The 14,743-nt window shown below is 70.1% G+C and carries 17 protein-coding genes; 3 read left to right on the forward strand and 14 right to left on the reverse strand.

Annotated elements, in window-relative coordinates:
- A complete protein-coding gene (locus ASC56_RS41130) occupies window positions 1–324 on the reverse strand; it encodes a hypothetical protein (protein ID WP_055490785.1) in 324 nt (107 codons plus the stop codon).
- A 333-nt stretch (window positions 325–657) separates the two neighbouring features.
- Complete coding sequence (locus tag ASC56_RS09335; protein ID WP_055490786.1) at window positions 658–927, reverse strand: hypothetical protein; 270 nt, start codon at window positions 925–927, stop codon at window positions 658–660.
- Window position 928: 1 nt separating this feature from the next.
- Between ASC56_RS09335 and ASC56_RS09340 the strand changes: the two genes are divergently transcribed.
- Complete coding sequence (locus tag ASC56_RS09340; RefSeq protein WP_159039620.1) at window positions 929–1,201, forward strand: hypothetical protein; 273 nt, start codon at window positions 929–931, stop codon at window positions 1,199–1,201.
- A 187-nt stretch (window positions 1,202–1,388) separates the two neighbouring features.
- On the opposite strand, the gene ASC56_RS09345 is transcribed toward ASC56_RS09340, so the two are convergent.
- The 7 genes from ASC56_RS09345 to ASC56_RS09375 form a co-directional block, all read right to left on the reverse strand.
- On the reverse strand, window positions 1,389–2,162 hold the full coding sequence (locus tag ASC56_RS09345; RefSeq protein ID WP_159039621.1) for a hypothetical protein: 774 nt from the start codon (window positions 2,160–2,162) through the stop codon (window positions 1,389–1,391).
- Window positions 2,163–2,298: 136 nt separating this feature from the next.
- Window positions 2,299–2,565, reverse strand: coding sequence for a hypothetical protein (locus ASC56_RS09350; protein WP_055491067.1), 267 nt, complete (start codon window positions 2,563–2,565; stop codon window positions 2,299–2,301).
- Between the two features lie 218 nt (window positions 2,566–2,783).
- Window positions 2,784–3,716: a hypothetical protein gene (locus tag ASC56_RS09355; RefSeq protein ID WP_234376901.1), complete on the reverse strand. Its 933-nt coding sequence runs from the start codon at window positions 3,714–3,716 to the stop codon at window positions 2,784–2,786.
- Window positions 3,717–4,228: 512 nt separating this feature from the next.
- A complete protein-coding gene (locus ASC56_RS09360) occupies window positions 4,229–5,761 on the reverse strand; it encodes a CYTH and CHAD domain-containing protein (RefSeq protein WP_055490790.1) in 1,533 nt (510 codons plus the stop codon).
- A gap of 118 nt (window positions 5,762–5,879) precedes the next feature.
- A complete protein-coding gene (locus tag ASC56_RS09365) occupies window positions 5,880–6,719 on the reverse strand; it encodes a maleylpyruvate isomerase family mycothiol-dependent enzyme (RefSeq protein ID WP_055490791.1) in 840 nt (279 codons plus the stop codon).
- Window positions 6,720–7,142: 423 nt separating this feature from the next.
- On the reverse strand, window positions 7,143–7,313 hold the full coding sequence (locus ASC56_RS09370) for a DUF5670 family protein (RefSeq protein ID WP_055490792.1): 171 nt from the start codon (window positions 7,311–7,313) through the stop codon (window positions 7,143–7,145).
- A 215-nt stretch (window positions 7,314–7,528) separates the two neighbouring features.
- Window positions 7,529–8,341 carry a maleylpyruvate isomerase family mycothiol-dependent enzyme gene (locus ASC56_RS09375; RefSeq protein ID WP_055490793.1) on the reverse strand — a complete coding sequence of 271 codons (813 nt, stop codon included), beginning with the start codon at window positions 8,339–8,341 and terminating at the stop codon, window positions 7,529–7,531.
- Window positions 8,342–8,597: 256 nt separating this feature from the next.
- Here ASC56_RS09375 and ASC56_RS09380 point away from each other — a divergent pair, with 256 nt between their 5' ends.
- A complete protein-coding gene (locus ASC56_RS09380) occupies window positions 8,598–9,452 on the forward strand; it encodes an SDR family NAD(P)-dependent oxidoreductase (RefSeq protein WP_371330046.1) in 855 nt (284 codons plus the stop codon).
- 69 nt (window positions 9,453–9,521) lie between these two features.
- Here the strand turns inward: ASC56_RS09380 and ASC56_RS09385 are convergent, their stop codons facing one another.
- Window positions 9,522–10,604, reverse strand: a complete 1,083-nt coding sequence (locus ASC56_RS09385) for an esterase family protein (RefSeq protein ID WP_055490794.1) — start codon at window positions 10,602–10,604, stop codon at window positions 9,522–9,524.
- A gap of 280 nt (window positions 10,605–10,884) precedes the next feature.
- Between ASC56_RS09385 and ASC56_RS09390 the strand changes: the two genes are divergently transcribed.
- Window positions 10,885–11,322, forward strand: a complete 438-nt coding sequence (locus ASC56_RS09390) for a hypothetical protein (RefSeq protein ID WP_055490795.1) — start codon at window positions 10,885–10,887, stop codon at window positions 11,320–11,322.
- A gap of 165 nt (window positions 11,323–11,487) precedes the next feature.
- Here the strand turns inward: ASC56_RS09390 and ASC56_RS09395 are convergent, their stop codons facing one another.
- The 4 genes from ASC56_RS09395 to ASC56_RS09410 form a co-directional block, all read right to left on the reverse strand.
- Entirely contained in the window at window positions 11,488–11,658 is a 171-nt protein-coding gene (locus ASC56_RS09395; RefSeq protein WP_055490796.1) for a DUF5670 family protein, read from the reverse strand.
- A gap of 206 nt (window positions 11,659–11,864) precedes the next feature.
- Window positions 11,865–12,305 carry a hypothetical protein gene (locus ASC56_RS09400; RefSeq protein ID WP_055490797.1) on the reverse strand — a complete coding sequence of 147 codons (441 nt, stop codon included), beginning with the start codon at window positions 12,303–12,305 and terminating at the stop codon, window positions 11,865–11,867.
- A gap of 73 nt (window positions 12,306–12,378) precedes the next feature.
- Window positions 12,379–13,473 (reverse strand): glutamate--cysteine ligase, encoded by a 1,095-nt coding sequence (locus tag ASC56_RS09405; protein ID WP_055490798.1) that lies wholly within the window; start codon window positions 13,471–13,473, stop codon window positions 12,379–12,381.
- Between the two features lie 128 nt (window positions 13,474–13,601).
- Complete coding sequence (locus ASC56_RS09410) at window positions 13,602–14,621, reverse strand: RNA polymerase sigma factor RpoD/SigA (protein WP_055490799.1); 1,020 nt, start codon at window positions 14,619–14,621, stop codon at window positions 13,602–13,604.
- Window positions 14,622–14,743: the final 122 nt, after the last annotated feature.

Below are 14,743 nucleotides of genomic sequence, written 5' to 3' on the forward strand. Positions count from 1 at the left end.
CTACCGCGCGACGGCAGAGGCAGATGCCCCGTCGATCTGCTGCTGTATGGCATCCTGCCCTCGCTGATTCGCCGCCTGAAGCGCCTTCAGGTAGTCGTCCGGGGACAGCTCGGTGCACTCCGGCGCGCCAGGTCCCTTGTCCTTCCTGGCGACCATGGCGTCCGTGCACGCTGCGACCTGATCCGTGTGCGAGGCCTTCGCCGACGCGCTCGACGTGGCGGCCGGGGTCGGCTTGGTGGGCTTGCTGTTGCCCGAGGTCGAGGCGGAGCAGCCGGTCAGCGCTAACAGGGTGGCGGAGAGCGTGGCGGTGGCGGTGTGGTGCATGAACTCTCCTTCCGTGGACTGCGCGTCGGTCAGAGCCAACGAGAGGAATGAGCTTCGGTCACATTCTGGATCACGCTCCGGCGGCCGTCCGGCGCGACGGCGATGACGTCCGCGCCGAGATCGCCCGCGCCTCCGACAACCCGTGGTAGCGGGCGATCTCCGTGGACCGTACGGCGCGAATCCGGTAGTGCTCGGCGCTCTGCGGCGCCCTGTGCCGATGCGGCGCGGCGTGCCGGCCTGACGTAGTGATCGATGATCAGGCCGAGGGAGGACAACAGCAGACACGGAGGCCCCGCCGTCCACGGGGCGTCGGCGGGGCCTCGCGTGACGAGGTCAGTCCCAGCCGCCGAGAAGCCCGGAGTTCAGCTGCGCGTCGCAGATGTTGTAATCACCGGACGCGTGGCCCTTCTTGGTCTTGCCGTCGACGGTGACGGAGCAGTTGATGTCACCTCCGCCGCTGAGCTGGCCCATGACGCTGAAGTACAGGGCCTTCTCGGTGAGCGGCAGGGAGGCTTCGAACGCGCCGTTCTTGAAGGTGCCCTTCCGGTTGTCGCTGTCGCTGCCGTAGGTGATGTCAACGCCATTGGGCGCGGTGCCCCACACCTTGAAGACGACGACCTTCTTGGCGTTGTCGCCCTTGGCGCCGCTGTTCTTGGGCTTGTCGCCGGCCTTGTCCGCGGCGGCGGGCTTCGCTTCCTTGCGCGTGTCGGAGGCCGCGGGCTTGGAGCCGCTGGTGTCGCTGGAACCGGCGCTGCCGATCGCGCCGACGATGCCGATCAGGACGAAGAGAGCGACGAGACCGAGACAACCGAAGCCGACGATCTTGCCGGCGTTGGACTTCTTCGGCGGCTGGGGCTGGAACGGCGGAACGCCGTAGCCCTGCTGCTGGGGGCCGCCCCATCCGGGCTGCTGGGGCTGCGGGTACTGCTGCTGGCTTATGATCCCCCCTGGGACTGATGCTGTGCCTTGCGTGTGTGTGACCAGTGAGGAATCTGTGAGGTTGCCTCGATCAACTGAATGTCACCCGATCGTGACAAGGCCCGGTGACGGGGAGGCCCTGGACCCTATGACCTGGCTTCCCGCACCGTGCGATGGTCCACGGCATCGAGGAGTGCCCACAGAGGGCTGTTGTCGAGGTGGGAGTGCAGGCCGTGTTCGGTGAGAAGGTCTTGGAGGGCGACTGTGTAGTACCGGATGGCGGCCGTGATCGCCGGGGGATCGTAGGGGGCCGGGGCGGCTGCCAGCCGTGTCACCCAGGCGTCATGACGGGTGCCGCCGTGCCGGTGATGGGTGGTGCCCTTGTCCTGGTCGCGCAGGACCATCCCCACGACCAGGATGTGACGGGCCAAGGCGAGCGTCAGATGCGCGCCGATCAGTACGTCTCCGCGGGCTGCCTTGCATGAGGCCAGTACCGCGTCGAAACGGAAGTCATTGACGAGAGGGTCGATCACACTGTGCGCGTCCGGGGGCGGTGCGGCGTCGGCCGCATCCGGGCCGTTCCGGAACGCGTCCACGACCGTGATGTCCAGCCGGCGCAGGTCGGACAGCACCAGTCGCATCGTGAACCGGTTGGCGTTGCCGCTCCGACTGGCGGCGAACACCGGCGCATGATGCTCAGCGATCTCATGGGCGACATCCTCGGCGACCGAGAGCGGTTCCCGAGCTGTGATCAATAGATCGAGGTCCGACCACTGGTCGAGTGCCTCTGTGCGGTCGGCGGCCGATCCATGCACGCGCATGTCCAGGATACGTGCGTCCCGGGTCGAGAAGTCCGAGAGTGCCGTGGCGAGTGTGTGCTGCCAGCCCGCTGCCGGTAGCCGTGGGTCTCCTCCTGCCATGTATGACAGGCTGTCACACGCAGGACTCTACGAGACGGCGGCGAGCAGGGTGGCGCCGTCGTGTGCCGGAGGCGGGAGTTGGCCGGTGGGGTGCCGGCGGATGCCGAGCAGGGGGACCCCCGCGTGCTCACCGCCGTCAGGGGATGTCCCCGTGCCAGTCGAACCGGCGCCGGTCGGCCGGCCTCGGGGCGTACAGGGCGCGGCCCCCAGGCCCGTACCGGCCTATCTCGGTGACCAGGGCGACGCTCTCGGCCGAGGCCTCGTCGGGCCAATCGGTGACGTCCAGAAGCAGACCGTCCAGCGGGCCGGCCACCAGTTCCGCGTAGGTCCGTCCGTGCCGAGGTCCGGCGTCGTCGTGGTCGGCCCCGTAGACCCGGCCGCGCATGAACTCCTTCTCATCCATGACCAACAGGGTCGCAGTCACCACCGACACTCCCCCCGTGGCTCGACCTGGGCCGCGGCGGGACAAGCGCAACCAAGCGCAGCGCGCGGAGCTCGCATCCTTCGACGACCTCGAGCCGATCAGCTGCCGCGGTCGGCTGGGCCGCCCCGCGCCCTCAGCGATGCCTCAGGCCGACTCGCGGCGGAGCGCGCCGGGGGTCCGCCGCAAGCGTCCTAGTCCTAGCGGGCCGTCACTGTCACGTAGCCCGTCTTCTTCACGCGACCGTGGTGGGCGACAACCGTCACCGGATAGCGGCCCGGCTTGAGGTCGGCACGGATGGTGGCCGTGTTGAAGTAGCGCGGGTCGTCGCCGTCGGCGCCCTTGCTGTCGTCGCGGTTGAGATGGAGTACGCGGGTGAACGCCGGTGAGGTGGCGGTCAACCGCTTCTCCTCGCCCCGGTCCGGGTACACGTCGTGCCACATGACCGCGACCCGCCCGCCGAGGCGGACCTTGACGTCGTGCCCGTGACCGCCGTCGACGTATCCGGTGCCCGGGTCGTAGAAGTCGGGACCGTGCGCCTTGCCCAGATAGTCGGGGTCTCCGGGTCGCGACCCTCGGACCGTCAGGCGCTTCTCCGCAACGCGGTGGCCGTGCGGGCCGTACAGCTCGAAGGTGTACGTGCCGTCCGCCAAACCGGCCCTGAGCTCCGGCTTGGCCGAGAACGCCCGGGGGTTGTAGAAGTCGTACAGCTTGTCGTGGACGAGACGCACGGGCCCGGACAGTGCTGCGGAGCGCACGGTGAAGTCGGTGCCCCGCTCACCCGGGTACAGGTCGTCGAAGCGCAACGCCACCGTCTCCCCCGGCCGGGCCGCACTCGACGGCGCCGCCAACCTGAACGACGGGCGTTCGGAGCGCACGACCTGGATCCTGTCGCTCGCCACGGTGCGGCCTGCGATGGTGACCGAGAGCGGGTGCCAGCCGGGCTTGCCCGTCATCGCCAGGGTCGCCACGGCCCCGTAGCCACCGTTACGCCACCGCAGCCGCACGGGCGCACTGAACGCAGGCGACTGAGCGACCACCGCGTCGTGTCCCTGGGCGCCGCCGACCCAGTCCAGCTGCATGTCCACCAGTTGCCCGGGGCGTGCACCGAGCTGACCGTTCAGAATCAGCACGGGCGCGCGACCCGCGGGCGTGCTCGTGGCGTTGCGCGCGTCTGCTGTCGCGCCATGCGCGGGCGCGCTCGGGCTCTGCGCTGTCCCGGCATCGCCTGCCGAGACGGCGCACCCGCACAGCACGACACCCGCTACCGAAACGCCCACTGCCCTGGACCAATTCATCGTCTCTCCCAGTCATTGGTCACACGCAAAGACGACGAAATGGCACCGCTGGTTGTCTGCCGACAGCGTGACATGGCGATTGTTCTCGGGGCCCACGCCGCTGGTCCTGGAAGGTGCCGGTCGTCCTGCGGCCGAGGCGCACCCAGGCCCCTTCCTGCCCTCCCCGGTCTTCCCGACATCGGCTAGTACTGGACTTTGCCAACGGTGGGCCGCCTGACATGGCCGGCACCGGAGCGCCGGGGATGGTCGCAAGGCACAGCCCGAAGCGGCTCGGCGTACGAGTCTGCGGCCACGCGGGCGTGGCCCCCCGGTGGTCGGCCCTCAGCGCTCCGCGGCCGGCGCCCCCGTCACCCGAGTGCCTTGCGCAGACGGGCGTCCGAGGCCCGCTCCCAGACCGCCGGAAGCTGCTGTTCCCGCGCGCCGGCCGCGGCCCGCTCCTGGCCGTGCAGCAGGCCCCAGGTGAAGCTGGGTTCGCCCGCCGCATGCGCGGCTACGGCCAGACGGCGAAGCACATCACGGGTCACGACACCGTCGTGGTGGTCACCGCTCACCTTCTGAACTTCCTTGACGCGCCTACCGAGACGCTTGGCGGGCTTGCCCAGGGCCGGGCGGGCCGCTTGAGCGGCATAGCGCAGCCGCTTGGCCGCCTTGCGGGCCTGATGGACCGCGGCGTCGCGTTCCGGCCCCGACGGTTGGCCGAGCGCCACTGCCATGCGCCGCTGGAGCCGTTGATACTCCTTCACAAGCGCCTTGACCATCACCTTCTCGGGCTTGCGGGCGGCCTTGGCGCGCAGCGGCGGACGGGTGGTCAGCTCGCTCAGCCGGTCCAGCAGAGCCGTGTAGCAGGGCGAGTTCAACGCGTCGAGGGTGCGACGGCGGGCAGCCGCCCGCTGCCCCGCGTCCCACACCTGGAGGCGTGCGGCGACGGGGCCGAGCACCAACTCGCCGGGCAGTTCCCGCACCCGCGCGCTCAGACGCTCGCTCAGCACTTCGTGGTCACGCTCGGGCCCCAGCTGTCCGGCCAGCCACTTCAGTTCCTTGCGGATGGGCTCGACGGCCTCACGGTCGAGGACGGAACGGTAGGACCGCAGAGCTCCGCGCAGGCGACGGCAGGTGACGCGCATCCGATGCACCGAGTCGGGCGCGCCGCGGCGAACCGCCGGGTCCAGGTCCACCAGGGCCCGTACCTGTTCGCGCAGATAGCCGCACACCTGCTCACCGGCCGAACCAGGGGCGACATCCGTGTGCGGCTCGCGGGCGCCGTCCCTGTCCGGTGCCGTCTCCGCCAGGGCGCGGGCCAGCTTGGACGGGGTCCGCACACGGTCGATGCCCTTCTTGCCCAGCACCTTGTCGATGCGGTCCAGGAGTGCGGGGTCCGCGTCCTCGGCGAGCTCGACCTCCATCTCCGACCACACGGTCTGGCCCCCATCGGCGAGCAGGGAGTCGGCACGTACCGTGTCCAGGCTCAGCTCGGCGAGGGCGCCGCCCTCGGCGTTGACGAGGGCGCGCACGGAACGGGTGGAGCGGATACGCACCACCGGCCGCAGTGGTGCGCCGCGGGTCCGGGAGAGGGCCAGACCACGCAGCTCGTCGGGTATCTCGTCGGACAACGGGGCCTGGACCTCCTCCCGGCTGTCGTCGGTCCGGGGCAGCTTGAGATGCCAGCCGGCGTCCGTGCCGCCCGTCCTGCGCCGCAGGGCCGCCGAGCTGCGGGCCAGCCGCAGATCGGCGGTGTCGTAGTAGACGGCGTCCAGTTCCTGGATCCCGCGGTCGACCAGCGACGCCACCGGATCCACGTCCGTCAGGTCGGGCAGCCACGAGACGCCGTCCACCGCAGGCGCCGCGTACTTGCGTTCTGTCTCTCGTTTCGACTGAGCCATACAGTGCCGGTTGACACAATCCGGGGCATCAAACCCGTCCGGGCCCGGACGACCGCCGTCGCGCGGTTCGTTCCTCGCGCTCGCGGCGGTGTCGCCGGTGTTCCAGGGGACGCGAACGTCAGGGCGCGGTGAACAGGGTCGGGAAGCGCGGTGCGAGCCATGGCTTGCGCCCCCAGGCGAGTACCTGACCACAGGCGATCGCCCGCAACGGGTCGCGGCGGCCCAGCGCCATGAGGAAGAAGGTGATGGGCTCGATGAGGATCGTGCAGTCCGGGCGGTCGGGTGGCCCCGGCGTCACGTCGACCGCGCCGTCGGTGAACGTCACGCCGAACGCCGGGCCGCCCCTCAGCCGGAGCCTGTAACGGGCCGTCAGCCCGGCGGTGGCGGCCGCGTCGGCGACGCGTGGCATGGCCGCCTGCAGGAACGGCAGGCACAGCCCGACCCGAACGCGGTCGATCATGTGCGGACGGCCCAGGGCGCGGGCGAGGTCGTAGCCGTGGCCGAGCATGTGCGTCAGCAGGTACGAGGCGAGCGCTGACTGGTTCAAGGGGCCGAGTGGGGTGACGAGAGTCCGGTCCGCGGTCTTGTCCGCCGCGGACCGGGCCACCGCGTCGAGGAAGACCTCCGCCTGCTCCACGATCATCGCTGCCAGCGGTTCCGCCCCACGTTCCCCGAACGCGGCCAGCGCACGCGCGTTGGCCGCGGCCAGGCTCTGCGGCGTGCCGTCCCCGTACGGGCGCTCGCGACCCGCCGCGAGGTCGGCCATCAGCTCGTTGGCCTGTGCGAGGTGGGCCGCCGCTTCGCCGATGGTCCACTGCGACCCGGGCACGGGAACGGTCGTGTCCACCACCGCGCGCAGCAACGCGGCGATGTCACCGGCGGTGTCGCGTATCGCCTGCCCCAGCCCTTCGGGCAGGGTGCTGCCCACCTCCTGCCGCGTCCCCGGCACCATGCCCATGCCGCTCCGCTCCCCTTCCCGTGTCCGATGCGCTCGTCGCAGGGCACCCAATCAGGCACCGGGGGCGTACGACAAGAGTCGGCGTCCGATCTGCTCCCGCGCACCGAAGGCGCCGACGATCCACAGCGGGGTTCCGCCATCCGGTGGCCGCGAACTGGCGCCAGGCGCCACTCGGTCAGCACGGTGTTCGGAGAGTGTCGGAGGTCGCGGCAGTCGGGCGCCGGAGTGGAGGCGCTGGTTCCCTTGGCGCACCGGCGCCCGACGTACTGCGGGTGCCCACTCGACCGGGAGGTACGCCCGATTTACCGCTGTCTGCGTGCTGTGCGCCGCTGGAAGGATCCAGCCCCCTCACGTACCCCTCACATGACAGACGTGTGGGCCCCGACTACAGCCGGGGCCCACAGGTGCGCTGACTGCGCGTCTCTACCAGCGGTACCAACGGCCCCGCCGACCGCCACTACCCGCCGGACGTACGACGAAGCCCAGCAACCACAGTACGAGCACGATGACGGCGATCCACCACAGTGCCTTCAGCGCAAAGCCCGCGCCGAACAGGATCAGAGCCAGCAGAAGAACAAGAAGCAAGGGAACCATGTGTTTTCAACCTCCCGACCATCGAGTGCCCTCTCGATGAGCGGACAAGCATCCAAGAATCTCGGTTTCTTCACTGCGATCGGGGGAATCCTGGCAAGTTCGCCGGGCGGGCGAGAACGGACCGACGCCAACAACTGAATTCCGAAACCCGCCACTCACCGATGGAAATGGGGGCCCGTAGAAGCCACCGCCGCAAGCGTGCTCTCCGGTGAGGGTCAGAAGGCCGTGTGGGCGAACCAGTGATCGAGTGCGGTGAGCTCACCCGACACGTCGAAGGCAGTCTCCTGGTACGACCGCCGCCCGTAGAGCAGCAGCAGGAGGTCCCCCACCTGTCCCCGTGCCGCCGCCTGCGGCTCGGATGGCGCGGCGTCGGCTCCTGCCCGCGGCAGCAGGCGGAAGCCGTCCGGATCCAGCCGCACCCGCCACTCCTCGCCGGTTCCGCGGGCGGAGTCCGTGCTCTGGAAGGCGATGGTCTCGCCGTTGCCGCGCAGCTTCGTCACTGCCGGGGCGAAGACACTCGCGTAGGGCAGGTTGACGAGGAACTCGTCCACCCCGTCCGCCGCCAGGACGGGGTCGATGTCCGACTCCCGGCCGACGGCGCGCTCCGCGTCCACCCGGTGCACCAGCGTTTCGCACAGCATCCGGCGGGCCCAGAACCGCGCATGCTGGTCCGCGCCCCAGGCCCACATCGCCGCCTGGGGATCCGTGGCCCGCAGCACGGCGGCCACACCGGGCACGCCCGCCGCCACCCAGTCGGCATACTCCTCGGCACGTTCCGGCAGCCCCAGCTCCACGTCGCGACTGCGAGGCGGCTCCTGCACCAGCCCGGTCAGCAGCGTGGAGAACCAGCGCTGCAACGCTCCCACGTGCCGGGTGAGCTCGGCCAGCGTCCAGTCGGGACAGGAGGGCACGGGGGTCGCCGGGTCCGCGCCTCTCACCACCTCGGCGAAGCGCAGGGTTTCCTCCTCGACCGCCTGCCGGTAGGCGTCGTACGGCAGCGGGCGCCCCGCCCGGCTCGTCGTCTCCATCTGCTGCCGCCTCTCTGTTCGCAGCCGGATCTCATCGTCATCAGTCTGGAGGCTGGAGTCCACTCCAAGGCAAACCCGAGGGGTTGTCCACCTCCGGCCGGCCTCTCCCGGCTGCGGCGGGAGGCGGTCTCGCTCCGCGTGGTGCAAGCTGCCGAGAGGAGGCGGCCTCGGTGGTGTGCGGCGGCGGGTGACCTCACAGGAGCCAGGGGCGCCGCCCTCAGCCCAGCTTGTGCGGAACGATCTGTGAAGGGCGGTCGTGTCGGTGAAGGATCCGAACGCCGGAGACGCGGAGGCCGCGGGCGCCGCGGGCGCCGCGGGGCACAACGGCGCAGCGTCCGGCGTCGGCGCCGCCATCGGTGCCGATGCGCCGTTGTCGGGATGCGCGGCGCTGGTGACCGGTGCGTCCAGTGGCATCGGTGCGGCCACTGCCCTGGAGCTGGCTCGGCGGGGCGCCGCCGTGGCGGTGGTCGCCCGGCGTACCGGGCGACTGGAGGAACTGGCCACGATGATCCGTGACCAGGGCGGCAGGTGCGCCGTCCTCACCGCGGACCTGGCGGACGCGGTGCAGGCACGTCAGGCCGTGGAGGACGCTGTGCGCCACTTCGCGCGATTGGACGTGCTGGTGAACAACGCCGGTTACGTGGCGATGGGCGCCATCGAGGAGAGCGACCCCGCGGACTGGGAGCGGATGGTCGACCTCAACTTCAACGCTGTCCTGCAAATGTCAGGGGCGGCGTTGCCGCACCTGCTGCGCGCGGCAGCCGACGGCCCCCGCGAGGTCGCCGATCTTGTGAACGTCAGCTCGGTCGGGGGCAGGGTGGTGCGAAGGAACAACGCCGTCTATTCGGCGACGAAGCACGCGGTGTGCGTGTTCAGCGAGGCCCTGCGCCAGGAGGTGACCGGAAGGGGGGTCCGGGTGGGACTCATCGAACCGGGTTTGACCGTGACCGAGATGGCGATCGGCGCCGGCCGCGGTGCCGCCCGTGACCTGCCGCAGAGCACCTGGCTGCATGCCGAGGACATCGCCCGTGCCATCACCTTCATGATCACTCAGCCCTCGCACGTCGCGATCAACGAAATCATGATGCGCCCTACCGCCCAGGAACACTGACCACCGGGTGCCGGACACCTCGTCCCCGGCCCCGGCGTCGAGCCGGCGCGCTTTCGGTCTGCGCTGCTGTCAGCGTGGTGCTTTGGCCCTTGTCGTGTGCGGGGCGTCGAGTCGGTGGCTGAGGAAGCCGAACGCGTCCGGGTACATCCGTGTCCAGGTGTTGTAGTTGTGGCCGCCGCTGGGGAGCACCAGGGTCTGCGTCTGAACCCGGGTGCCTGCGGCCGCCCGTACGAACTGCTGGATGTAGCTCGGCGGGCTCAGCCGGTCCTGGGCCGAGGTGGCGAGGAACAGGCTCACGCCGGCGGTGCTGTGCCGCACCAGACCGGTGGGGCTGGTACGTTCCCGCAGCGCCGGGTCCTTGATGACGCCCTTGTCCCCGGTGAGCGGGTCGGGGTCGAGCGCGACACCGGCAGCGAAGACGCTCGGATAGACCAGCGGCAGCCGGGCAGCGCAGAAGCCTCCCGTGGAATAGCCCATCAGGCCCCAGCCGTGCGCGCCGGGCAGGGTGCGGAACTTCCGGCTGATCAGCTCCGGCACGTCCCGAGCCATCCAGGTGGCGACCTTGCGGTCCGGTACATCGGTGCAGTCGGTGTCGATGCCACCCGGATCGACCACCGGCATGGCCAGGATGAACGGATGGACCGTGCCCTGGTTCACCAGCTGCTGGAAGTCCTTCGGGATGCCGCCGTGCTCGATCCAGGAGGCGGGACTGCCCGGCACTCCGTGCAGCAACATCACGACCGGGAAACGGGTATTGCGGTACTGCGGCGAGTCGTATTGCGGCGGGGTCCAGACGACGACCTCACCGGACAGCTTGGAGTGCGCACCGCGGAAGTAGGTGTCCATCAGCCCCGTGTCGCCGCGGGTGAACTTGGCCCGGTCCGGCGGCGGGCCGGGCATGGCGACGGTGCCGGTGCTGTTGTCCCTCCCCAGCAGGTCGTCCCAGGAGGCGTACAGGCCATAGCTGTTGTTGATCCAGGTCGCCACCACCGAGATCGCGGTCAGCTGGCAGCAGCCGATCATCAACAACCGCAGTACCCAGCGCAGCGATCGCGGCCCCCGCAGCAGCGACCACAGCACCATGGTGCCGACCACGCAGAACACGGTGGCCACTATGAGCAGGACGAAGAACGGCGTCCCGGTGAGACTCACGCGTCGGCCTCCTAGCCGGTCGAACCCAGGGTGGGTGGAGACATGCGCTTCACGGAACCACAGCCCGGCGAGTTGATCAAAATCCACTGTGCCGAGTCTCCCGGCACACCCTCAGCCGCCGCCCTCAAAGGGCAGGTCAGCGCATGGGACGTCCCACGTTGCCCTCACTTGCCCGGATGCCCTGGCCCTTTCCCGACGCTCCACCCCACTCTCGGTGGTGCAAGACGGGCGGCACGGTCCACCCCGTGCCGCCCTTTCGACGAACGAGAGAGGTGGACCCATGTCCATGCTCAGGAAGATCTCCGTGACCGGGATGACGCTCGCCATGGGTGTGGGCGGTCTCGCTCTGACGGGCACCTCCGCCGCCGCGCAAGCCGACAACTCCCAGCATCACACCGCGTCACAGAGCGGCGACGTCGCCCATGTCGCGAGCGGCACCTCGGCCGCCGCCTCGGGCTGGTACGCCTGCGACGAGCGCACCGGCACCTGGCACGACCGGAACACCGCCGGCGGCTTCTGCGACGGCCAGGGCCCGAACTGGTCGTACCAGACGCACGCCCAGTGCAAGGACGGCACCCTGACCAGCGGGGCACGGCGCTGGGCCGGCGATCGGCGCTGGTCGTACGCCTACTGCGCCGGGCACGGCGGCCTCAGCCAGGCCTGGGTAAGCATGTACTACGACGGCCGCTACAGTGCCACCGGCATGAGGATCCTCTGAAGGGTCGCCCCCAGAGTCGGATCCGAGCAGCGGCCGTCCAGCCGAAGGCGGACGGCCGCCCCGCCGGTTCTCCTCCCCCCAGCGTCCGGGCGCCCCACGGGGGTGGGCGCAGACGAGGGGGCCCCGGCGCGCAGCCGGGGCCCCTCTCGCGCTGGCTCTGCGTGTCTACCAGCGGTACCAGCGGCCTCGTCGGCCGCCGCCTGCCGCCGGGCGGACGACGAAGCCCAGCAGCCACAGCACGAGCACGATGACGGCGATCCACCACAGTGCCTTCAGCGCAAAGCCCGCACCGAAAAGGATCAGAGCCAGTAGAAGAACGAGAAGCAAGGGAACCATTTCTATCAACCTCCAGTCCGGCGAGTGCCCGCTCGACGAGCAGACAAGCATCCAGAAATCCCCGTTTCTTCAGCGTGGACCGGGGAAGTCTTGACGGTTCGCCCGCACCTCGACTCATCATCCAAAGGGCAGCGGACGACGACGTTTCGAGAGGGTCCCGAAGTTGGTGCTGTGAATTCCGTTGCTCAGGGCAGGCCTTGTCCCTTTCACCGTGGCTTCGTCGGCCGGCCGGCGACCACGCGCTTGATGCCGATCAAGACCCGGTACCGCTCATGTGCGGCGAACTCCGTCATGTCCCAGACTGCAGGACGTCCCATCTCCGCACACAGGTGCAGCACCCGTCCCTCGTCCACCCGGACCCCGACGTGGGCGCCGTAAGCATCGTCGGTGGCGTTGAACAGCAGCAGGTCGAGCGGCCGGGCGGCCGACACGCGGATCGTGGCCCGCGTATCCGTCCATAGGTCACTCGAGCGCAGAGCGGGTGCGGCCAGGCCGAAGTGCCGAAGTACCTCGTAGGCGAACAACTGGCAGTTCGCGCCCATTGACAGGCCAGGACGAGCGGTCACCGCCCGCGAACCCGGAAATCGGGAGCCCACGTAGGGAACGGTCCAGAAGTCGGCCGGTAGTTGGTGGAGCACTGGATCCATGCACCCATCATGATCCCCCTGTCACTGCTCCCTGTCGCGGCTCCTTGTCACTGCTCCTCGTCACTGCTCCTCGTCACGGCGCGGCACCGAGGCCGGTGACCAGGTCGGTGACCGCGCCGAGGCCGCCGGCGGCCAGAGCTTGGCGTTGCCGATCCGCGCCCGTACCTCGCTGGAGCAGACGGCCTAGGAGCGTGGTCACTTCGTCGGCGTCGCCGGCCGCCTCCAGAGCGGGGCTCACATGCTCCAGGAACCGGTTCACCGCGTCGCGCGCAGGGCGGCGCCGGCCGTCGGGGTCGATCAGCTCTCCGCTCAGCCCGTAACGGGCGGCCTGCCACATCTCCGCCTGTACCAGCTCCGGAGCGGGCTCCGGTGCCCGGCTGCGCGAGCCGGTTGCGGACAGCTCCGTGGCCACCAGGGCGCGTACCAGGCCGGCGAACATCACGGCGTCGTCCGTGCGCAACTGGACGTCCAGGCAGCGGAGTTCCACCGTGGGGTAGTTCTCGGACAACCGGGCCTGCCAGTACAACTGGCCGGTGTCACTGATGACTCCCGCCGACAGCAGCCGGCGTACCCGCCTGTCGTAGTCCCTTTCGTCGGCGAAGTGCGGTGGAACCCCGCTGACCGGCCAGCGATCGAAGATGATGGTGCGCCAGCTTGCGAAGCCCGTGTCGTGCCCCTCCCACAGCGGGGAGTTCGCTCCCATGGCGGTCAGCGTGGGCAACCACAGCCGGATCCGGTTCAGTACGTCGACTCCGACGCGCCGACTGGGGACCGCGACGTGCACGTGCATGCCGTTGACCATCTGCTCGGCCACCAGCTGTGGGGCCTGTCGCTGCATGGCCTGGTAGCGGGTCTTGTCGGTGACGGGGACGGGCAGGCCCTGCGCCGACGGCGGCGTGCCGCTGACCATGATCCGGCATCCCTGTGCCTTCGCCGCTGCGGCCACCGCATGGCGCAGACGGCGTAGGTGTCCCCGGACCTCGTCCAGCGTGGCACACACCGGAGTGGCCACCTCGATCTGAGCCTGCAGCAGTTCCGGCTGGACCTCGTCGGCGGCGACGAACGGCTCCAGGCCGACCGCGGCCCGCACCTTCTCCCCCTGCGGTGCCAGACGGCCCGTGGCCGGATCGATCAACAAGTACTCTTCTTCGACACCGACCGTCGCCATCAGCGATTCTTCCGTTCGCTCCGCGCCCGGCACCGATCCGTGCGCCTCCAGGTTGCTTCTGGCAGGTTCCGCGGCCGGAACGATTCAAACCTGCCCCCGCGCCCTGTGGGCAGCTCTCCGCCTCATTCTCAGCTCGCCCACGCGAGCAGCCGCTCCCCCGGTTCGCGCTCCCGCAACCGGGCCAGCGACTGCTTCTCCAGTTGGCGCACGCGTTCGCGGGTCAGTCCGACGTGGCGGGCGATCTCCTCCAGGGTGCGCGGCTGTCCGTCGTGGAGGCCGTAGCGCAGACTGAGGATCAGTGCTTCGCGGGGGGCCAGGGTGCCGACGGCGTCCCGTAGTTCTTCCGCGAGTGCCTGGTACTCGGCGACCTCCGGAGCCTGCAGTATGTCCGTGTCGGGGATGAGGTCGCCGACGACCGTCTCCCCGGTGTCGTCCACCGGTGCGTCCAGGCTCACGGTCTGCCGCCCGACGTGGCGCAGCCAGGCGACCTTGTCCTCGGTGACTCCGCTGTCGCGGGCAACCTCCTCGGCGGTGGGCTCGCGGTCCAGGGCGAGCCGCAGGCGTCGTTCGATCTTGGCGAGCTTCTGCAGCTGCTCCACGACGTGCATCGGCAGACGGACCGCGCGGGCGTGCGTCGCCAGGCCCCGCTCGATCGCCTGCCGGATCCACCAGGTGGCGTAGGTGGAGAACTTGAACCCCTTGGTGTGGTCGAACTTCTCCACCGCCCGGATCAGTCCCAGGTTCCCTTCCTGGATGACGTCCAGCAGGGGCAGGCCCCGGTGGGCGTGCCGCTTGGCCGTCGACACCACGAGCCGCAGGTTGGCACGCACCATGTGGTCCTTGGCGGCCAGTCCGTCGCGGGCGGTCTCCTCGAGTTCCCGGCGCCGCGGCGGCGGCACGTCGCGCTCCCCGGCGTCTGCCTCCCGCAGCTCCTCCACCGCGCGTACACCGGCCTCGATGCGCCTGGCCAGGCGCACCTCGTCCGCCGCGTCCAGCAGCGGTGTCGCGGCGATCTGTCTCAGGTACTGGCCCAGCAGATCGGGTTCCTCGTCGGGTTCGGGAACCGGGTTGCGCCGCCGTGTCCTGCGGGCGGCGCTACCGCGGCCGTCCCGGTTGCCCGCCGCGGCGGTCCGTGCCACGGGAGGCATCTCGCGCTCCTCGTCTCCTCGTCGTCCCCGATGACCCGGGTACCCGGGGAGCATCGGGCGAACCTCGCCCGGACCGGGCCCGGACCCGAGCGGGAACGGGCTCCGCGCCCGGCTGGTACCCC

This window comes from Streptomyces sp. TP-A0356 (genome assembly GCF_001417775.1).
Taxonomy (GTDB): domain Bacteria; phylum Actinomycetota; class Actinomycetes; order Streptomycetales; family Streptomycetaceae; genus Streptomyces.